Source organism: Streptomyces sp. NPDC001443, assembly GCF_053597355.1.
Window position 1 is genome coordinate 21,310 of record NZ_JBSFIA010000059.1, and the last position, 18,950, is coordinate 40,259.

Genomic DNA, 18,950 nt, shown 5'->3' on the forward strand with positions numbered 1-18,950 from the left:
CGTGTGACCTCGGTCCGACGGTAGGCGGGTGATGATCGACGGGGCAGATCGCGAGGTGAACGCGCCCCCTCACGCTCCCTCCGTTCACTCCGAGCGCCTGCCCGGACGGGTGAATGGAGCGGGGGCGGTGGATACACCCTAGGGGTGGGGGAACCGAGGGGGGACCGTGGAGCGGCGGCAGTGGAGGACCCCGTGCTCGCCGCTCCACGGGCACCATGTCCCGGTGCCCGCCGGCGTCGGCGTCAGCCGAAGACGGCCAGGCTCTTGGCCTTGCCCCGGTGGGCCTCGACCAGAGCCAGGAAACGGCCCTCGGGGTCGAACACCGCGACGGCGCCGCGGCCTTCGTACTCGTCGGGCATCTCCAGCCGCACACCGTTGAGGAGCAGCCGCGCCCGCTTGGTGTCCACGTTCCAGCGCGGGAAGGCGGCCGTGGCCGCGTCGGTGATCGGCATCACCGTCAGTTCCTGCTGGTGCTGGTCCAGGGTCCGCGCCGCGTCCAGCTTGTACGGGCCGACGCGGGTGCGGCGCAGGGCGGTCAGATGGCCGCCGACGCCGAGGTCGGCGCCCAGGTCGCGGGCGAGGGCGCGGATGTAGGTGCCGGACGAGCAGACCACCGACACCACCAGGTCCTTGACCGGGGTGCCGTTCTCGGCGACGGCGTCACGGACGTCGTACACGGTGAAGGAGGAGATGGTGACCGGGCGGGCCGGGATCTCGAACTCCTCGCCCTCGCGCGCCCGCTTGTACGAGCGCACGCCGTCGATCTTGATGGCGCTGACCTTGGACGGCACCTGCATGATGTCGCCGCTCAGCTTGGCGACACCGGCGTCGACGGCGTCCCGGGTGATCGCGGAGGCGTCGGTGGAGGAGGTGATCTCCCCCTCGGCGTCGTCGGTGAGCGTGTTCTGCCCCAGGCGGACGGTCCCCAGGTACTCCTTCTCGGTGAGGGCGAGATGGCCGAGGAGCTTGGTGGCCTTCTCCACGCCGAGGACGAGCACACCGGTCGCCATGGGGTCGAGGGTGCCGGCGTGGCCGACGCGTCGGGTCCGGGCGATCCCGCGCATCTTGGCGACCACGTCGTGCGAGGTGAAGCCCGACGGCTTGTCGACGATGACCAGGCCGTCGGGCGTCTTGTGCTTCTCGGTCATTACGGGGCGTCGCCGTCCGTCTCGACGGTCTCGTCCTCGTCGTCCGGCTTGCGGTACGGGTCGGCTTCGCCCGCGAAGCTGGCGCCCGCGGAGACCTCGCGGACCTTCGCGTCCGAGGCCCGTGCCTTGTCGAGCAGGTCCTCGATGGTCTTGGCGGTGTCCGGCAGGGCGTCCGCCACGAAGGTCAGGGTCGGCGTGAACTTCACGCCCGCCGCCGCACCCACCGCGGAGCGCAGCACGCCCTTGGCGCTCTGCAGGCCCGCGGCGGCCGCGGCCCGCTCCTCGTCGTCCCCGTACACCGTGTAGAAGACGGTCGCCTCCCGCAGATCACCCGTGACCCGGGTGTCCGTGATGGTGACATGCGAGCCGAGCCGCGGGTCCTTGATCCCGCGCTGCAGCTTCTGGGCCACCACCTCTCGGATGAGGTCCGCCAGCCTCTTAGCCCGCGCGTTGTCGGCCACTGGTCCGTCTCCCGTTCTTTCCTGATCTGAGTTCTTGGGTCAGTCGTCTTCGCCGTGCAGGCGCCGCCGTACCGACAGCAGCTCCACCTCGGGGCGAGCCGCGACCAGCCGTTCGCACCGGTCCAGTACGTCGTTGAGATGGCCGGTGTCGCCGGACACCATCGCGAGGCCGATGCCGGCCCGCCGGTGCAGGTCCATATGGTCGACCTCGGCGGCGCTCACCGCGTACTTCCGCTGGAGCTCGGCGACGATCGGACGGACGACGGAGCGCTTCTCCTTCAGTGACCGAATGTCGCCGAGGAGCAGGTCGAAGGACAGAGTCCCTACGTACATGTGTACCCGGTTCACCCGCCGGTACGGGATCGATGGCCCCGCCATCCACTGGGCAGGGACATCAAGAACGGTACAACGAACGGGCCGGGTACTCGACGGGATTGTTCGCCCGCCGCCCCTGCCCGTCCCCCGGAACACGCCGAGGCGGCCGACGGGAAAAGCTCCCGCCGACCACCTCGGGCCAGGGCATTACACCCGCGGCTTCTCGCGCATCTCGTACGTCGCGATGACGTCGTCGACCTTGATGTCGTTGAAGTTGCCGAGGTTGATACCACCCTCGTAGCCTTCGCGGATCTCGGTGACGTCGTCCTTGAAGCGACGCAGGCCCTCGATGTTGAGGTTCTCCGCGATGACCTTGCCGTCGCGGACGAGTCGGGCCTTGGTGTTCCGCTTGACCTCTCCGGAGCGGATGAGGACACCGGCGATGTTGCCCAGCTTGGACGACTTGAAGACCTCGCGGATCTCCGCCGTGCCGAGCTCGACCTCCTCGTACTCCGGCTTCAGCATGCCCTTCAGGGCCGCCTCGATCTCCTCGATCGCCTGGTAGATGACCGAGTAGTAGCGGACGTCCACGCCTTCGCGCTCGGCCATCTGCGCCGCGCGGCCGGCCGCGCGGACGTTGAAGCCGATCACGATGGCGTCCGAGCCCATCGCCAGGTCGATGTCCGACTCCGTGACCGCACCGACACCGCGGTGCAGGACGCGGATGTCGACCTCTTCGCCGACGTCCAGCTGGAGCAGGGACGACTCGAGCGCCTCGACGGAACCGGAAGCGTCACCCTTGATGATCAGGTTCAGCTGCTGGACCTCGCCGGCCTTGAGCACCTTGTCCAGGTCCTCGAGGGAGACGCGGCGCGTGCGCTTGGCGAAGGCCGCGTTGCGCTCGCGGGCCGCACGCTTCTCGGCGATCTGGCGAGCCGTGCGGTCCTCGTCGACGACGAGGAAGTTGTCGCCCGCACCCGGGACGTTGGTCAGGCCCAGGACCTGGACCGGCGTCGACGGGCCCGCCTCGGCGACGTTGTTGCCGTTGTCGTCGAGCATGGCGCGCACTCGGCCGTAGGCGTCGCCCACGACCATCGTGTCGCCGACCCGCAGGGTGCCTCGCTGGACGAGGACCGTGGAGACGGCACCGCGGCCGCGGTCGAGCCGGGACTCGATCGAGATGCCCTGCGCGTCCTGGTGCGGGTTGGCACGCAGGTCGAGCGAGGCGTCGGCGGTGAGGATCACGGCCTCGAGCAGGGAGTCGATGTGCAGACCCTGCTTGGCGGAGATGTCGACGAACATGGTGTCGCCGCCGTACTCCTCGGCCACCAGGCCGTACTCGGTCAGCTGACCGCGCACCTTGGTCGGGTCGGCGCCCTCGACGTCGATCTTGTTGACCGCGACGACGATCGGGACGTCGGCCGCCTTGGCGTGGTTGAGCGCCTCGACCGTCTGCGGCATGACGCCGTCGTTGGCCGCGACGACGAGGATCGCGATGTCCGTCGACCGGGCACCACGGGCACGCATGGCGGTGAACGCCTCGTGACCCGGGGTGTCGATGAACGTGATCTTGCGCTCTTCGTCGTTGACCTCGGTCGCGACCTGGTAGGCACCGATGTGCTGGGTGATGCCGCCGGCCTCGCCCGCGATGACGTTCGTCTTGCGGATGGCGTCGAGCAGTCGGGTCTTGCCGTGGTCGACGTGACCCATGACGGTGACGACCGGCGGACGGACCACGAGGTCCTCCTCGCCGCCCTCGTCCTCGCCGAACTCGATGTCGAAGGACTCGAGCAGCTCGCGGTCCTCCTCCTCCGGGCTGACGATCTGAACGGTGTAGTTCATCTCGCCGGCGAGGAGCTGGAGCGTCTCGTCGGAGACGGACTGCGTGGCCGTGACCATCTCGCCGAGGTTCATCATGACCGCGACGAGCGACGCCGGGTTGGCGTTGATCTTCTCCGCGAAGTCGGTGAGGGACGCACCGCGCGACAGGCGAATGGCTTCGCCGTTGCCGCGAGGCAGCATCACGCCGCCGACCGACGGGGCCTGCATGGCCTCGTACTCCTGGCGCCTCTGCCGCTTCGACTTGCGACCGCGACGCGCGGGACCGCCGGGACGGCCGAAGGCGCCCTGCGTGCCACCACGGCCACCGGGACCACCGGGACGACCGCCGAAGCCGGGACGGCCACCGCCGCCACCGAAACCGCCGCCGCCACCGGCGCCGGGGGCACCGCCGCCGGGACGGCCGGCGAAGCCGCCGCCACCACCGGGACGACCGGCACCGCCGCCACCGCCCGGACGGCCGGCGAAGCCGCCGCCCGCGGGACGACCGGCGCCGCCGGGACGACCCGCACCGCCCGGACCGCGGCCGCCGGGGCCACCGCCGGGACGCGGGCCGGCAGCGGGACGCTGCGGCATCATGCCGGGGTTCGGACGCGGACCCGCGGGACCGCCACCGGGACGGGGACCGCCCTGCGGACGGGGCATACCGGCCGGCGACGGACGGGCACCGCCCGGAGCCTGCGGACGCGGACCGCCGCCCTGGGCGCCGGGCGCCTGCGGACGGGGACCGGCGCCGGGGGCACCGGGACCGCCGGGACGCGCGCCCTGCGGACGCGGCGCCTGCGGACGCGCCATGCCGGTGGAACCACCGGAGGTGAAGGGGTTGTTGCCCGGACGGGGACCGGCCGGACGGGCACCCGGACGCGGGGCCTGACCACCGGGGCGCGGGGCGCCACGGTCAGGACGGTCCGAACGGTCGGAACGGGGCGCCTGACCCTGTCCCTGGCCGGGACCACCCGGACGGGCACCGGGCTTCGGGCCGCCGGGGCCCGGACGGGCACCGGGGCGCGGACCCTGGGCGGCGGCCGGAGCGGCCGGCGCGGCGGGGGCCGACGGCGGAGCGGTGAACTCCGGAGTCGTGGGAGCCGTCGGGGCCGGACGCGGCGCGGGCTTGGGGCCCGGCACCGGACGCGGGCCGGAGGCGGCCGGCGCGGGGGCCGACGGAGCCGCCGGGGCCGCGGGCTGCGGGGCCACGGGGGGCTTGGGGGCGACCGGCGGCTTCGGAGCAGCCGGACGAGCCGTCTGCGCCGGAGAGGGCGCGCCGGGCTTGGGGGCCGCCTTGCGCGGGGCGGGACGGCCGGCGGACTTGCCGCTGCCACCACCCTGGAAGGCGTCTGTCAGTTTGCGTACTACCGGCGCCTCGATCGTCGAGGACGCCGATCGGACGAATTCACCGAGTTCCTGGAGCTTGGCCATGACGACCTTGCTCTCCACACCGAACTCCTTGGCGAGTTCGTATACCCGGACCTTAGCCACTTCGCTCCTTTTAGGTCCGGGTTGCGGCCGGACCGTCGCTACTTCATGGGCGTACTCATCGCGTGCTCATCGAGTGCTCATCGCAATCTCGACCTACTTCCAACTCGCGGGGTACCTGGGCCGCACGGGTGTCCGCGCGACGCTTCTTACGGTGTTGCCTACTCAGCAACGTTCTGACTGCTCGACGTACTGGCGCAACACCTTTACGTCGAGCGGGCCCGGGACGCGCAGCGCCCTCGGGAACGCCCGGCGGCGTACCGCCAGGTCGAGACAGACCGGGACGGGATGTACATACGCACCCCGGCCGGGCAGCGTACCGCGAGGATCGGGGACGCATGCGTCCCCGGCCGCCACGATGCGCAGCAGATCGGTCTTGGCCGCTCGCTCCCGGCACCCCACACAGGTGCGTTCAGGGCATACGCGGGCTCGCGTCCGGCCAGACACTGCTAAGTCTACCTCCCCGCACCGACCTCACCCCTTTGGGGCAAAAATCGAACGGTTGTTGTCGTGATCCAAGCAACACAGGCCGGGATCTATTCCCGCTCCCGGGGGAGCGCTACTCGGACACCTGCTCGGTGTCCGGACGGATGTCGATGCGCCAGCCGGTGAGCCGGGCCGCGAGCCGGGCGTTCTGCCCTTCCTTGCCGATCGCCAGCGAGAGCTGGTAATCGGGCACGGTCACCCGCGCGGACCGGGTCGAGAGGTCCACGACCTCGACCTTGTTCACCCGGGCCGGGGACAGCGCGTTGCCCACCATCTCGGCCGGGTCGTCCGACCAGTCGACGATGTCGATCTTCTCGCCGTTCAATTCGGCCATCACGTTGCGCACCCGGCCGCCCATCGGGCCGATGCAGGCGCCCTTGGCGTTCAGGCCCGAACGGGTGGACCGCACGGCGATCTTGGTACGGTGACCGGCCTCACGCGCGATGGCGGCGATCTCGACGGAACCGTCGGCGATCTCCGGCACCTCCAGCGCGAAGAGCTTCTTCACCAGGTTGGGGTGCGTGCGCGAGAGGGTCACGGACGGACCGCGGACACCCTTCGCCACCCGGACGACGTACGACCGCAGCCGCATCCCGTGCGGATAGGTCTCGCCCGGCACCTGCTCCTGCACCGGCAGGATCGCCTCGAGCTTGCCGATGTCGACCAGCACGTTCTTCGGGTCGCGGCCCTGCTGCACCACACCGGTGACGATGTCGCCCTCACGGCCGGCGTACTCGCCGAGCGTCGCGTCGTCCTCGGCGTCGCGCAGCCGCTGCAGGATCACCTGCTTGGCCGTGGTGGCGGCGATCCGGCCGAAGCCGGACGGGGTGTCGTCGAACTCGCGGGGCTCCTGGCCCTCTTCGAGGTCCTCGGGGTCCTCCTTCGCCCACACGGTCACATGTCCGGTCTCCCGGTTGAGCTCCACGCGCGCGTGACGGCGGCTTCCCTCGGTGCGGTGGTAGGCGATGAGGAGGGCCGACTCGATCGCCTCGACCAGCAGGTCGAAGGAGATCTCCTTCTCCCGCACCAAGCCCCGCAGGGCGCTCATGTCGATGTCCACGGCTACGCCTCCTCCTCTTCCTTCATGTCCTTGTTGCCCTTGTCGTCCTTGTCGTCCTCGCGGCCCTTGCGGTTGAACTCGACCTGGACCCGGGCCTTGGCGATCTCGTCGAAGGCGAGCCTGCGGGAGGTGGCCTTGCGGCCCTTCACTCCGGGCACCTCGACGTCGAGACCGGCCTCGTCGACCGTCAGGATCCGGGCGGTCAGTTCGCCGCCCTCGGTGAGCTGGAACCTCACCAGCCGGTCCTGAGCACGCACGTAGTGGCGGTGCTCGGTGAGAGCGCGCTCCGCGCCCGGGGTTCCGACCTCGAGGGTGTACTCGCCCTCGCCCATCGCGTCCGTCTCGTCGAGCTTCGCCGAGAGCGCGCGGCTCACATCGGCGATCCGGTCCAGATCCGCTCCGGTGTCGGAGTCGACGACGACGCTCAGCACCCGCTTGCGGCCCACGGAGTCCACGTTGATCTCTTCGAGATCGAGGCCCTGGGAGGTCACGAGCGGTTCCAGTAGTTCTCGCAGCCTCTCGCTCTGAGTGGTGCTCATCCGGGTGACTCCTCGGCCGCGTGTGCTGTTGTGGGATGGGGCGTGTGTCTGCTCAAAGGGTATCCGGTCGCAGGGAGTGTTGCCGTCCACCAGCGCGTGGGCGGTGCCGATGAGTGATGCCGGGCGGGCGCGCGGGTACCGTGATCACCGGCGGGGCCGCCCTCCCCGTCCATGTGTTCGCACAAGCCCCCCTGAGGACGTCTGCCGTGCCGTACTTCCCGCCACCGCGCACCCCCTCGGGGCCGCGAAGAAGAACCCTGCTCGCCTCCACCGCCGGGGCCGCCCTCCTCGTGGGCTGCTCCCCCGCCCGCGAGGGGTCCGAGGGGACCGCGAGCGGCGGCCCGTCGGTCACCGAGCGGGCCCGGGCTCGTGCGGCACAGGACAGCACGGGGATCGTCGAGCGATACGACCTGGTGATCGCGGCGTATCCGGGGCTGGCGCAGCGGCTCGAGCCGCTGCGGGCCGAGGTGCTCCGGCATGTGACGGCGTTCGGGGGCGTCAAGGCGAAGCCGTCCGCCACGCCGTCCGCCTCCTCCTCCGGCTCCTCCGCCTCGGTCTCCCCGGCTTCGGAGCCCGACGGGTCGGCTGCGTCCGGGTCCGCCTCGCCCGGGTCGACGTCTTCCGCGTCGGCCCCCTCCGGGCCGGCCGCTGTACCGGGCACCGAGAAGGAGGCACTCACCGGGCTGGCCGCGGCCGAACGGGCGTTGGCGGACCTGCGCGCCAAGGCGCTGCTGGACGTGCCGGGCGAACTGGCCCGGCTGCTGGCCTCGGTGGCTGCGGCCGGGGCCGCACACGCGTATCTGCTGACGGAGGGGGCCAAGTGAGCGGGGCGAAGAATCCGGAACTGGAGGCGTTGCAGGCCGTGCTGGCGGCGGAGCACGCGGCCGTGTACGGGTACGGCGTCGTCGGCGGGCGGGTCGCCGAGAAGCGGCGCGCGGAGGCGCAGACGGCGTACGACGCACACCGGGCGCGCCGGGACGCGCTGGTGCGCAAGGTCCGCGACCTGGGCGGCGAGCCGGTCGCGGCGAGCGCCGCGTACGCCCTGCCGTTCCCCGTGGCGGACTCCGCCGCGGCCGTGCGGCTCGCCGCCGAGCTGGAGGAACGGGTGGCCGGGGTGTACTCCGACCTGGTGCGGGCGAGCAAGGGCGGACAGCGCGGCGAGGCGGCCGGGGCGCTGCGCGAGGCGGCGGTCCGCGCGGTGCGCTGGCGCGGCGGGAGCGTAGCCTTCCCTGGTCTCGCCGAGTGGGCGGGTACCGGTGCGACCGCGGGGACGAGTGCGGGGGCGAGCGCCGCCGCGGGTGCTGATTCGACGGTGACGCCGGCCTCGGCGACACCGACGGCGTGACCCTGGAGCGGAAGGAATCGACTCGCGCATGGCTTTCGAACCGCCGCAGCGTCTGGTGCGGGCGCTCGGCGAGACGGCACCGAACGGTGACGCCTGGCTGGAGAAGCTGCCCGAGGCGGCCCGGCAGGCCGTCGCGCTAAGCGAGTTGACCGTGGAACGGGTCCAGCTGCCGGGCGGCCGGAGCAGTCTGGTGGTGCTGGTGCGGCGGGCCGACGGAACGCCCGCCGTGCTGAAGCTGGCCCCGGGCCGGGCCCGGCCGGAGAGCGAGCGGGCCGCACTGGCGCACTGGGCCGGCCTCGGCGCCGTACAACTGCTCGAAGGCGTCACGACGGAGGGTGTGCTCCTGTTGGAGCGGCTGCACCCCGATGTCTCGGTGCGGTCGCTGCCCGAGGCGAAGGCCCTGCTGGAGGCGGCGGGCACGCTGCGCCGGCTGTGGGTCGAGCCACCGGGCGGCGAGACCGGGCACGTCTTCGAGACCGTGGACGAGCGGACCGGCCGGCAGGCCGAGGCGATGGCGGCGAGCGCGGCGGCCGATCCCGAGCTGGCGCCGCTGGTCGACGTCGCCCTCGCGGTGCGTGCGGAACTGCTGGCCGAACCTCCCGAGCACCGGCTGCTGCACGGCACCTTCCGGCAGAGCAAGGTGCTGTCGGGCGAACGGATGCCGTGGCTGGCCGTGGGGCCGGACCCGGTGGTCGGCGAGTGCGCGTTCGACCTGGCCCGGCTGGTACGGGACCGGGTGGAGGACCTGATCGCCTCTCCGTCGGGGTCGTCGACGACCCGGCGGCGGGTGAAGCGGCTCGCGGAGTCGCTGGAGGTGGACCAGGAACGGCTGCGCGGCTGGACCCTGTTCCGGGCGGTGGAGTCAGGGGTACGGGCGCGCAGAGTGGGCCGGACTGCGGACGCAGAGCTGCTGCTGGAGTTCGCGGGCTGGCTGTAGCGGGCCGACGGGCGGAGCCGGGGCTGCACAGCGGATGGGCCGGGCGCGGCACGACCGGCGGGGCCCGACGCGGCCGACCGGCAGGACCGACGCGAGGCTACGGGCGGCACCGGATGCGGAGCCGCGGCGGCACGTCAGGCGGGACCCGGCGCGGAACCGCGGGCGTCGCGGGCCGCCAGGCCCTCGCCGTCACAGGCGGAACCGGGCGCGGAGCTGCGGATGTTGTGTGCGGGGCAGCGCTCCCCTGCTGGTGGTCCCCCGCAGGGGAGCGCTGGTCCGGCCGACGTGCCTCCCGAGCCTGCCAACCGGAGTTCGCGGTGGTCCGAGGACCGTCCCGTGCGGCGGTGTCAGTGCTCGGCGGGCCGTGCCGACGGCTGTTTCTCGGCGGGGACGGCGAACAGGGTTCCCTCGATGGCCAGCAGCCTGGTGTGACTGCGGATGTGCGCGGCCTGCTCCAGGGCGCCGGGGCCGTCCCGCTGCAGCGGTCCCGTGCTGCGCTCGGCGTACGGGACGTGCCCGAACAGCGGGAGGTCCTTGGGGAGAAGGTGCCAGGACAACTGCCGCTCCCCGGCCACGAGCCGCAGCAGGTGCGTGCCGTCCCCGCCGAGCCCTGCGGCCGGGGTGATGACCGCGCTCGACGGGTGCAACGCCGCCAGCCAGGCGAGGAGGTGCGCGCGCTCGAAGGCGACGCGGCTCAGCTCCCGTTCGAAGGAATCGGCGTGGTGCTGCCAGCGGGCCAGCTCCTGTCGGCAGCTGTCCAGATCGACGGAGGGATGCTCCGGCGGCTCCGTCTCCTGCGCGGCACGCCCGCGCGGCCTGAGGAAGCGGAACAGGGCGGCCGTGCGGCCGGCGGGACGGTCGGCTCGGGAGCGGCGGGCACGGGAGCCGCCGGCCACGGGCTCTTCGGGCAGCGGGCCCGTCGAAGGTGCGGACATGAAGTACTCCGGTGGCGGTGAACGAGGGATCACTTCCGGGGCGGACTGCCGGGAGTCCCGGCCACGTCCGGTACACGGTCGCGGCCCCGGGCGTCTTCGTTCCAGCCACGGGTGGAGCCGGTGCGGCGGTAACGGCCGGCGCTGCGCGCATTGGCGAGGCGACAGGCCTCGTCGACGGTCTCGCGCAGGCGCAGATGCCGTTGGTAGGCAGCCCGGGTCCCGCACGGCGCGGGCTGCCCTCGCCGTGCAGCGACCGGTGCGCGTCCGGCCGTCAGGTCGGCGGACGGTCGTGGCCGCGCCGGGTCCGACTGCCGCTCCAGGGCATAGCGCTGAGGCCCGGTCAGGCCGGCGATGACACCGCTGCGTTGGCACTTGGGCAGTCCCTTCTCACGTTTGAGCACCGCGGCCCGGCAGTGGGCCAGCACGGGACAGGCCGCGCAGATGGCCACGGCCCTGGCCGAGGAGCGGCGGGAGAACCAGAGCTCCGCGTCCTGGTGGCGACAGGCTGCGCTCGACTCCCAGGCCCGTGTTCCCTCCGTGGCTCCTCCGGAGCCGGTCGGCCCCCTCGACCGACCGGCACTCATCGGACCGGCCTCGCCGGGCCGGCCGCCGGAACCGACGGGACGAGTGGTTCGCGCGGTTCGGCCCAGGACGGCTGGGCCCGTTCGGGCCGCCGCACCGGCGCCGGCTCGGGCCGCGGTGCCGACGGCGACTCCGCCCGCGGTTCCGGCTCCGCCGCCAAGTGCGGGTCCGGGTGCGAGTTCGGTTGCGGGTGCGCGTCGGGCTGCGGGTGCGGAGCCGGCAGGTCGGACATCGTCCGCTGATCCTGTGGGTCCGAGACCGTCCGCTGATCGTGCAGGTCCGAGACCGTCCGCGGGTCCGGCAGCTTCGAGATCGTCCGCGGGTCCGGCAGCTTCGAGACCGTCCGCTGATCGTGCAGGTCCGAGACCGTCCGCGGATCCGGCAGCTTCGAGATCGTCCGCGGGTCCGGCAGCTTCGAGACCGTCCGCTGATCGTGCAGGTCCGAGACCGTCCGCGGATCCGGGCCGTTCGAGACCGTCCGCGGGTCCGGCAGGTCCGTCATCACCCGGGGCCGCGGCACGTCCGACCACCGGTCCGCCGCGGGCAGGTCCACCGCCGCCCACGGGCCGTGTGCCTCGGGCCGTACGTCCGCCCTCGGCACCGCAGCCACCCAGGCCCCCGGCGCGACCGGCGGCGGCCCCGCCTCCGGCACCCAGGCCCCCGACGCCTCCGGCAGCGCCGCCGCCCGGAGCGTGTCCGCCTTCCACGTCTCCTGGGCCCGCGACCACACCTCGGGTTCCGACGTCTGCGACGGCTCGGCCGCCGCCCACGGCCCCGGCGTCACCGACGACCGCACCTCGGCCGCCGTCCCCGTGTCCGTGTCCATGTCCGTGTTCGTATCCGTGTTCAACACCATCGACGCCGCCGGCCGGTCCGATCCCGCCCACGCTCCGTGCGCCTCCGCCATGACGCGCGGTTCCGGCAGGTTCGGCAGTACGCGTGGTACGGCCGTGTGCGACGCCGCCGCCTGCGCCGGGGCCTTCGGCAGCGCCACCGGTCCGGGCAGCACCGCCACCTCGGGCAGCCCCGGCGGGTTCGGTGCCGGGCTCGCGGTGACGCCCTCGTCGTCGGCCCGCACCGGCGACAGCGGTCCCAGATACGCGGCCACATTGGCGAGGGAGCACCGCTCGGGCCGGCCGTCGAGGGACATCAGAGGCATCCCGTCGCCGCTTCGGCAGCCCTGGAAGTACCAGACGTCGCCGTACGCGTCGCGCTGCGGTAACGCGAGGTCGTACAGGGTCTCGCCGATCCGGAAGGGGCGCTTCTCCTCGCCGTCCGCCGCCCCTTGCGGCGCCGTGGAGGCGCCGAGGGCCACCACCGTCACCCGGACGCCGTCGTACTCTCCCTCACCGGTCAGGGTGTGGGGCTCGGTCCGTTCGCCGACGACCGTGATGCCGAAGTACGTGCGCCAGCGCGCCCATTCGGCGGGGCCGTCGACGCGCAGCAGGACCCGGACCCGGTCGCCTTCGACGCGGATGGCGTGCGGGCCGGGGTGGTCGTCGAGATGCCGCTCGATGTCCTGGGCGACCCGCTGCGCACGCTCGCAGGCGGCGTCCCAGTCCAGGGCCTGCTGTTCGAGTTCGGTGACCGGCCGTCCGGTGCGCGACCAGCCGCCTTCCGGCGTCCGGTACAGCACCACGCCGAAGGAGCGCTCGGGGTCGACGAGGAGGCAGGCCGAGTCCAGGGCGTGCGCGAGGGCCGACGCCTGTTCGGTGCGGACGGTCGCCAGCACCGTACGGATCACGCGCGCGGCGTGCGGGACGTTTCTGTTCACACCGCCACCGCCCCGGCCGTCCAGCGCAGTTTCTGGAGTGCCCGATGGGTCAGCGCCTTGACCGCACCGACGCTGCGCCCCATCGCCACGGCCGTCTCCTGGGGTGTCAGCTCGTCGAGGAAGCGCAGTTGGACGCAGTGCCGCTGCTGGGCGTTGAGCGTGTGCAGGGCGGTGCGGACGGTCTCGTGTGCCTCGACGGCCTCCAACTCGCGCAGGGCGAGGGACTCGGGGCCGCGGCCGGGCTCCTGCGGGTCCAGGAACTCGGCGACGGGGGTCTCCAACCGGGTGCGGCCGCGGCCGAGTTCGTCCAGATAAAGGTTCTTGGCAATGGTGATCAGCCAGGCTGCGAACGCCGTGCCCTGCCAGGTGAACGCGTCGATACGGCGCAGCGCGCGGGTGAACACCTCCTGCGTCAGATCTTCGGCCAGATGCCTGTTGCGCGTGCGGATGAGCAGGAAGCTGTACACGAGACGGTAGTGGTCGTAGTAGAGGGTTGCGAACGCCTCCCGGTCGCCCGCGCGGGCCCGGGCGACCAACTCGGGCTCCGGACCGTCCGGAGCGGGGATGACGTTGTTCGGTGCGGACACAGTGGGTACTCCCGTCGACGTCGTCGGTGCGGAGCGAAGGTTCTCCGCATCTTCAATATTCATGTAGATGTAGATTCTTGCGACGGACGAACGCCCGGTCGCCCCGGTCCGTGACGGAGCGGGGTGGCCGATGCCGTAAGCGCCTGGGGTGTTTCACGTGCTGTCCTGCAACTCCGCTGCGCACGGGCGCCGGAGAAGCGCCCCGCAGATCCCACGGAAAGGGCGTCGAGCGCCCACCTCCACCGGGAGCCGGTGACCCGCCTCCGGAGTTATCTACAGTCTTCACGTAGATGCATACAGTGTCAAGTTATGTACGGAGCGCGAGGGGAAGAAGTGACTCCGCGACATCCCGCCGGGGGGAGCACAGGGGCGCACTAATGCGTGGCTAGGCCACCAACGCTCCATCGTGCCCCAAGAGCCTGAATTGCCGGTCTGCGATCTACTTGCGCTTGTAGATATCAATGGCCGATCCTCTGAGGCGTGACGAACCAGCAGAGCCGCCCAGGAGACCCAGACGCCGGAGACGATCCGGCACGCCAGGACGTGGACCTGGCGACTCTGCTCGAACGCCTCCTGGCACAGGCCCCGGGCAAGACCCAGAAAGACCTGGCGTCGGAGGCCGACATCTCGTACCCGACGCTGAACGCGTGGATGAACCGGACCCGCGGCACCTCCCGCATCGACCCGGAGAAACTTCGCGCCATGGTCGAGGTGTTCCGGCGCTGGGGCGTGAGGACCACGCCCAAGGAGTTCTTCGAGGCGGTCGGCCGCCCCGCGCCCGGCCCGAGCGGGGACGAGCGGGAGGCACGGCTCCTCAAGCTGTACCGGCAATTGCCAGAGGCACGTCAGCGCGCGCTCCTGAAGGACGCCGAGGCAATGTTGCAGGTCAGCCGCATCACCTGAGGCCAGCGGCACGGTGTCGGGTCCGCGGTCCCGACACGCCGACGCTCCGGCCGGCGCGCAAGCCTGTCCACGCGCCACGGATGAATATGACCGAAACTCCCCCCAGCCTCGACGGCCGTCGGTACCATCAGTCAGCCGCTGACCTCCCGGAGCGGATCACTTGTGTCGTTGTGCATCCCTGGGGAGACAGTTGTGTGCATCCACATTTCATTGGCGGACAATCTGCCGAAAATCGCCGTCTGGGACCCGGACGAGGTCAGTATCCAGGTCGCCAGAGGCTTCCAACTGAGTGATGTACTCCGGGAAGTTCGAGACATCCTCATGATCGACCTCGGAGCTCCGGCCTCACGGGGTGGTCTGTTGCAATGCTTCTGCGGTATGCGGATCGAGCTTCCGCTCGAACTCGCCCCCTGCGGCCTCCTTACGGCCGAGGTCTGCTGATCCCTCGTCAGTCCGCTCGCGTCAAGGGCGAATCGCGCCGCGTCGGCGGCCGGTGTCCGTGACCGTTCCTGGTCGTGCGCTCCGCCACGACCGGCCGTTCCCCTCCGCAGTGACGGTGCATCACGTCCTGCGGTCGGGAACGGCCCACGGTCCGGCCGAGGCCCGGCCGTGGGCCTCGGCCGGACCGTGGGCCTCGGCTGTGAGAAGTGAAAAGCCTTCCGGCGGTGGTCAGTTCACCAGGCGGGCGATCGCCTCGTCGACCGTCAGCTCCTCGCGCTCGCCCGTCTTGCGGTCCTTGAGCTCCAGGACACCCTCGGCGGAGCGGCGGCCCGCCACCAGGATCTGCGGTACGCCGATGAGCTCGGCGTCCGTGAACTTCACACCCGGGGAGACCCCGGGCCGGTCGTCGCACAGGACGCGCAGACCGGCGGCGGCGAGCTTCTCGGCCACGTCGAGGGCGAGTTCGGTCTGGAGGGCCTTGCCCGCGGCGACGACGTGCACGTCGGCCGGCGCGACCTCCCGCGGCCAGCACAGGCCCTGCTCGTCGGCGGTCTGCTCGGCGAGGGCGGCGACCGCGCGCGAGACGCCGACGCCGTAGGAGCCCATGGTCACCCGGACCGGCTTGCCCTGCTGGCCCAGGACGTCGAGCTTGAGGGCGTCGGCGTACTTGCGGCCCAGCTGGAAGATGTGGCCGATCTCGATGGCGCGGTCCAGCTTGAGACCGGTACCGCACTTCGGGCAGGGGTCGCCCTCCTGCACCACGACGACGTCGACGTACGCGTCGACCTCGAAGTCACGGCCCGCGACGACGTTCTTCGCGTGCGTGTGCTCCTTGTTGGCACCGGTGATCCACGCCGTGCCGGGGGCGACGCGCGGGTCGGCGATGTACGTGACCTTCTCGCCCAGGCCCTGCGGGCCGACGTAGCCGCGGACCAGGTCGGGGCGACCCGCGAAGTCCGCCTCGGTGACCATCTCGACGGCCGCCGGGGCGAAGTGCGCCTCGACCTTGCCCATGTCGACCTCGCGGTCACCGGGAACGCCCACGGCCACGATCTCGCCGTCGACCTTCACCAGCAGGTTCTTCAGGGTGGCGGAGGCCGGCACACCCAGCGAGGCGGCCAGCGTCTCGATGGTCGGGGTGTCGGGGGTCGGGATCTCCTCGGCGGCCGGCGCACCGGAGCCGTCGACGGGCGCGAGCTCGTAGGTGATCGCCTCGGTGTTGGCGGCGAAGTCGCAGTTCGGGCAGTCGGCGAAGGTGTCCTCGCCGGCGGCGGCCGGGGCCAGGAACTCCTCGGACTTGGAGCCGCCCATCGCGCCCGCGGTCGCGGCACAGATCCGGTAGTCCAGGCCGAGCCGCTCGAAGATCCGCTGGTAGGCCTGGCGGTGCAGGGCGTACGACCGGGCGAGGCCCTCGTCCTCCAGGTCGAAGGAGTAGGAGTCCTTCATCAGGAACTCACGGCCGCGCAGGATGCCGGCCCGCGGACGGGCCTCGTCACGGAACTTGGTCTGGATCTGGTAGAGGATGACCGGCAGGTCCTTGTACGAGGTCGCCTGGTCCTTCACGATCAGCGTGAAGATCTCCTCGTGGGTGGGGCCGAGGAGGTAGTCGCCGCCCTTGCGGTCCTGGAGGCGGAACAGCTCGGGGCCGTACTCGTCCCAGCGGCCGGTGGCGTCGTACGGCTCGCGCGGCAGCAGGGCGGGGAGCAGCACCTCCTGGGCGCCGATCGCGTCCATCTCCTCCCGGACGATCCGCTCGACGTTGGCCAGGACCCGCTTGCCGAGCGGCAGCCAGGTCCAGACGCCGGCGGCCGTACGACGGACGTAGCCCGCCCGGACGAGGAGCTTGTGGCTGAGGACCTCGGCGTCCGCCGGGTCGTCGCGCAGCGTCTTCGCCATCAGATTCGACATGCGCTGGACCGGTACGTTCGCCATGGTTCTCGTATCTCCTGCTGCCTGAGGGTGATGGTAAGGAGGTTAGCCGGGCGGTCCATCCCGGTGGAAATCGGTTAAGGGTTGGCCTGCCTGCGCAGGAGCGGCAGCGGGGCTCCCATCACCGCGTACGGCTTCGGCGCGCTGGGGAAGAGGACCTGCCGGGCCAGGTCGCCGTAACCGAGGGAACGGTAGAGACCGCGGGCCGGGCTGTCGGTGTCGATCGCGGAGAGGATCGAACGGGGCTCGGCCGCGGTGTCGGTGATCGCGGTGATCAGGGAGCGGCCGACACCGCGGTTCTGGTAGCGCGGATGGACGTGCAGCTCGGTGATCACGAAGGAGTGGTCGAGCCAGAAGTCGAGTCCCTGGGAACGCAGATACGGCTCCACGACGGTGGACCACCAGTGGGCACGGTCGTTGGGCATGCCGTAGACGAAGCCGACGAGCCGGCCGTCGGCGGTGGTCGCGCCCAGCGCCCGGGCACCGGGGTAGGCCATGTGCCGCAGCACGATCTGGCGACGCACGGCCACCTCGTCGGGGCCCAGCCCGAACGCGACGGCCTGCACGGCGAGCGCGTCATCGACGCGGGCCGACAGGTCGAGCGGGCCGATCACGATGTCGTCGGGATCGCGGTGTCCGTGACCGGGGATGCGCAGCATGCCGGGGAGACTACAGGGGTCGTCACGGACGGAGCGGCTCGGCGAGGTGCGAGGAGAAGCACCGCGGCCAGGACCTGTCCTAGAACAGGATGCTCATGAACGCGCCGACCTCCCGGAAGCCCACCCTCCGGTAGGTCCGCCTGGCCGGGGTGTTGAAGTCGTTCACGTACAGGCTCACGACCGGGGCCACGTCGGCCAGTGCGTATCGCAGCACGGCCGCCATGCCGGGCGCCGCCAGGCCGGTCCCCCGGTACTCCGGGGCCACCCACACCCCCTGGATCTGGCAGGCCTGGGGGGTGGCCGCGCCGATCTCCGCCTTGAAGGCGACCTTCCCGTGTTCGTCGAGGCGGGCGAAGGAGCGGCCGGATCCGACGAGCTCGGCCACCCTCGCCTGGTACAGCAGGCCGCCGTCGCCGGCCATCGGGGAGACGCCGACCTCCTCGGTGAACATCGCCACGCAGGCCGGCATGATCGTTTCCATCTCGTCCTTGCGGACGCGGCGGACGTAGGGGTCCGGTGCGATGTCGTCGGGCATCCGGTCGGTGACCATGAGCGGCTGGTGGCCGCGGATCTCGCGGGCGGGGCCCCAGCCGGGTTCGAGCAGCCGCCACAGCTGTGCGGTGGGCTCGGCGGGGCCGACGATGGAGGAGCAGCGGCGGCCGGCCCGGCGCGCCCGGTCCGCGAAGGCGCGCACGGCACGGGGGGTGGCGCAGATCGGGACGAGGTTGGCGCCCGCGTAGCACAGGGACGTCAGCATGCCGTCCTCGTACCAGCCCCACATCTCGCCGCCGAGACGCCAGGGGTCCAGTCCCGCGACCTGGACCCGGGAGGTCACGAAGGCGTTCGTGACCGGGTCGCGGTCGAGGACGGCGAGCGCGGCGTCCAGGTCGCTCGGTTCGAGGACCCGTGAGGTGGTCTGGGTCAACAAGCGGGGGGCCTCACACTGGGGTCTGCTGATCTCCGCACTGTACCTGCCGAAAATGTGGCGCGCCGCCCCATGTGCCTGCCGAGTGGGGAAAGCGCGGGACGGGCGGCGGCGCCGGACCCTGGAACACGGCCGTCACGAGGCCGGTTCTCCGGCCTCCTGACGACCCGGCCGAGGCAGCGGCCCGGACGGAGCCCGGCGGCACGGGCCGAGCCCGCAGGTACGGCGGTTACGGGCCGGGCCCGCGGGTACGGCGTCCGCCGGGCGAGCGCGGGCGAAGCCCAGTGGTACAGGCAGAACCCGCGGGTACGACGTCGGCCGGGCGAGCGCGGGCGAAGCCCAGCGGTACAGGCAGAACCCGCGGGTACGACGTCCGCCGGGCGAGCGCGGGCGAAGCCCAGCGGTACAGGCAGAACCCGCGGGTACGACGTCGGCCGGGCCCCCGTCGGGCCCGGCCGTTCGTTTCTCAGCCGGCGACGGCGACCGACGGCTCGCCCGAGGCGACCCCGTCCGCCTGCATCTGCTCGGCGATCTTCATCGCCTCCTCGATCAGGGTCTCCACGATCTTCGACTCGGGCACGGTCTTGATGACCTCGCCCTTGACGAAGATCT

The 18,950-nt window shown here is 71.9% G+C and carries 18 protein-coding genes and 1 pseudogene; 4 read left to right on the top strand and 15 right to left on the bottom strand.

Features of this window, described 5'->3' with window-relative positions:
• Window positions 1–242: 242 nt before the first annotated feature.
• From truB to rimP, 7 genes are all read right to left on the bottom strand, one after another.
• Window positions 243–1,148: a tRNA pseudouridine(55) synthase TruB gene (gene truB, locus ACWC24_RS38360; protein ID WP_450667545.1), complete on the bottom strand. Its 906-nt coding sequence runs from the start codon at window positions 1,146–1,148 to the stop codon at window positions 243–245.
• Entirely contained in the window at window positions 1,148–1,609 is a 462-nt protein-coding gene (gene rbfA / locus ACWC24_RS38365) for a 30S ribosome-binding factor RbfA (RefSeq protein WP_450667546.1), read from the bottom strand. Before rbfA ends, truB begins: the two co-directional genes overlap by 1 nt.
• A gap of 39 nt (window positions 1,610–1,648) precedes the next feature.
• Window positions 1,649–1,942 carry a DUF503 domain-containing protein gene (locus tag ACWC24_RS38370; protein ID WP_152895392.1) on the bottom strand — a complete coding sequence of 98 codons (294 nt, stop codon included), beginning with the start codon at window positions 1,940–1,942 and terminating at the stop codon, window positions 1,649–1,651.
• Window positions 1,943–2,131: 189 nt separating this feature from the next.
• Window positions 2,132–5,239: a translation initiation factor IF-2 gene (infB, locus tag ACWC24_RS38375; protein WP_450667547.1), complete on the bottom strand. Its 3,108-nt coding sequence runs from the start codon at window positions 5,237–5,239 to the stop codon at window positions 2,132–2,134.
• 162 nt (window positions 5,240–5,401) lie between these two features.
• Complete coding sequence (locus ACWC24_RS38380; RefSeq protein WP_450667548.1) at window positions 5,402–5,683, bottom strand: YlxR family protein; 282 nt, start codon at window positions 5,681–5,683, stop codon at window positions 5,402–5,404.
• Between the two features lie 112 nt (window positions 5,684–5,795).
• Window positions 5,796–6,782, bottom strand: coding sequence for a transcription termination factor NusA (nusA, locus tag ACWC24_RS38385; protein WP_351613509.1), 987 nt, complete (start codon window positions 6,780–6,782; stop codon window positions 5,796–5,798).
• Between the two features lie 2 nt (window positions 6,783–6,784).
• On the bottom strand, window positions 6,785–7,321 hold the full coding sequence (gene rimP, locus ACWC24_RS38390; protein WP_450667549.1) for a ribosome maturation factor RimP: 537 nt from the start codon (window positions 7,319–7,321) through the stop codon (window positions 6,785–6,787).
• Window positions 7,322–7,527: 206 nt separating this feature from the next.
• On the opposite strand from rimP, the gene ACWC24_RS38395 reads away from it, so the two are divergent.
• Genes ACWC24_RS38395 through ACWC24_RS38405 form a run of 3 tightly spaced genes read left to right on the top strand, consistent with a single transcriptional unit; the run spans window position 7,528 to window position 9,603 of the window.
• On the top strand, window positions 7,528–8,145 hold the full coding sequence (locus ACWC24_RS38395) for a hypothetical protein (RefSeq protein WP_450667550.1): 618 nt from the start codon (window positions 7,528–7,530) through the stop codon (window positions 8,143–8,145).
• A complete protein-coding gene (locus ACWC24_RS38400; protein ID WP_450667551.1) occupies window positions 8,142–8,666 on the top strand; it encodes a ferritin-like domain-containing protein in 525 nt (174 codons plus the stop codon). Before ACWC24_RS38395 ends, ACWC24_RS38400 begins: the two co-directional genes overlap by 4 nt.
• Before the next feature lie 28 nt (window positions 8,667–8,694).
• Window positions 8,695–9,603 carry an aminoglycoside phosphotransferase family protein gene (locus ACWC24_RS38405; protein ID WP_450667552.1) on the top strand — a complete coding sequence of 303 codons (909 nt, stop codon included), beginning with the start codon at window positions 8,695–8,697 and terminating at the stop codon, window positions 9,601–9,603.
• A gap of 347 nt (window positions 9,604–9,950) precedes the next feature.
• On the opposite strand, the gene ACWC24_RS38410 is transcribed toward ACWC24_RS38405, so the two are convergent.
• The 4 genes from ACWC24_RS38410 to ACWC24_RS38425 are packed head-to-tail and all read right to left on the bottom strand — an operon-like array spanning window position 9,951 to window position 13,481.
• Window positions 9,951–10,538 (bottom strand): hypothetical protein, encoded by a 588-nt coding sequence (locus tag ACWC24_RS38410; RefSeq protein ID WP_450667553.1) that lies wholly within the window; start codon window positions 10,536–10,538, stop codon window positions 9,951–9,953.
• A gap of 29 nt (window positions 10,539–10,567) precedes the next feature.
• Complete coding sequence (locus ACWC24_RS38415) at window positions 10,568–11,122, bottom strand: WhiB family transcriptional regulator (RefSeq protein ID WP_450667554.1); 555 nt, start codon at window positions 11,120–11,122, stop codon at window positions 10,568–10,570.
• The gene (locus tag ACWC24_RS38420) at window positions 11,119–12,894 is read right to left on the bottom strand and encodes a BN159_2729 family protein (RefSeq protein ID WP_450667555.1); all 1,776 of its coding nucleotides are present in this window, start codon (window positions 12,892–12,894) and stop codon (window positions 11,119–11,121) included. The genes ACWC24_RS38415 and ACWC24_RS38420 overlap by 4 nt, the downstream gene beginning before the upstream one ends.
• Window positions 12,891–13,481: an RNA polymerase sigma factor gene (locus tag ACWC24_RS38425; protein WP_450667556.1), complete on the bottom strand. Its 591-nt coding sequence runs from the start codon at window positions 13,479–13,481 to the stop codon at window positions 12,891–12,893. Before ACWC24_RS38425 ends, ACWC24_RS38420 begins: the two co-directional genes overlap by 4 nt.
• Before the next feature lie 480 nt (window positions 13,482–13,961).
• Here ACWC24_RS38425 and ACWC24_RS38430 point away from each other — a divergent pair, with 480 nt between their 5' ends.
• Complete coding sequence (locus tag ACWC24_RS38430; RefSeq protein ID WP_450667557.1) at window positions 13,962–14,384, top strand: helix-turn-helix domain-containing protein; 423 nt, start codon at window positions 13,962–13,964, stop codon at window positions 14,382–14,384.
• Window positions 14,385–15,053: 669 nt separating this feature from the next.
• Here ACWC24_RS38430 and ACWC24_RS38435 read toward each other — a convergent pair.
• The 4 genes and pseudogenes from ACWC24_RS38435 to ACWC24_RS38450 form a co-directional block, all read right to left on the bottom strand.
• Window positions 15,054–16,757, bottom strand: coding sequence for a proline--tRNA ligase (locus ACWC24_RS38435; RefSeq protein WP_450667558.1), 1,704 nt, complete (start codon window positions 16,755–16,757; stop codon window positions 15,054–15,056).
• 74 nt (window positions 16,758–16,831) lie between these two features.
• The gene (locus ACWC24_RS38440) at window positions 16,832–17,413 is read right to left on the bottom strand and encodes a GNAT family N-acetyltransferase (protein WP_450667559.1); all 582 of its coding nucleotides are present in this window, start codon (window positions 17,411–17,413) and stop codon (window positions 16,832–16,834) included.
• 79 nt (window positions 17,414–17,492) lie between these two features.
• Window positions 17,493–18,341 (bottom strand): GNAT family N-acetyltransferase, encoded by an 849-nt coding sequence (locus ACWC24_RS38445; RefSeq protein ID WP_450667560.1) that lies wholly within the window; start codon window positions 18,339–18,341, stop codon window positions 17,493–17,495.
• Window positions 18,342–18,804: 463 nt separating this feature from the next.
• Window positions 18,805–18,950: pseudogene (locus tag ACWC24_RS38450) on the bottom strand (flavodoxin-dependent (E)-4-hydroxy-3-methylbut-2-enyl-diphosphate synthase); the annotation flags it as partial.

What these genes read in the sequence shown, in the direction of transcription:
- truB (WP_450667545.1), bottom strand. Translation starts at nt 1,148, where the DNA reads ATGACCGAGAAGCACAAGACGCCCGACGGCCTGGTCATCGTCGACAAG.
- ACWC24_RS38370 (WP_152895392.1), bottom strand. Translation starts at nt 1,942, where the DNA reads ATGTACGTAGGGACTCTGTCCTTCGACCTGCTCCTCGGCGACATTCGG.
- rimP (WP_450667549.1), bottom strand. Translation starts at nt 7,321, where the DNA reads ATGAGCACCACTCAGAGCGAGAGGCTGCGAGAACTACTGGAACCGCTC.
- ACWC24_RS38405 (WP_450667552.1), top strand. Translation starts at nt 8,695, where the DNA reads ATGGCTTTCGAACCGCCGCAGCGTCTGGTGCGGGCGCTCGGCGAGACG.
- ACWC24_RS38410 (WP_450667553.1), bottom strand. Translation starts at nt 10,538, where the DNA reads ATGTCCGCACCTTCGACGGGCCCGCTGCCCGAAGAGCCCGTGGCCGGC.
- ACWC24_RS38415 (WP_450667554.1), bottom strand. Translation starts at nt 11,122, where the DNA reads ATGAGTGCCGGTCGGTCGAGGGGGCCGACCGGCTCCGGAGGAGCCACG.
- ACWC24_RS38435 (WP_450667558.1), bottom strand. Translation starts at nt 16,757, where the DNA reads ATGGCGAACGTACCGGTCCAGCGCATGTCGAATCTGATGGCGAAGACG.
- ACWC24_RS38440 (WP_450667559.1), bottom strand. Translation starts at nt 17,413, where the DNA reads ATGCTGCGCATCCCCGGTCACGGACACCGCGATCCCGACGACATCGTG.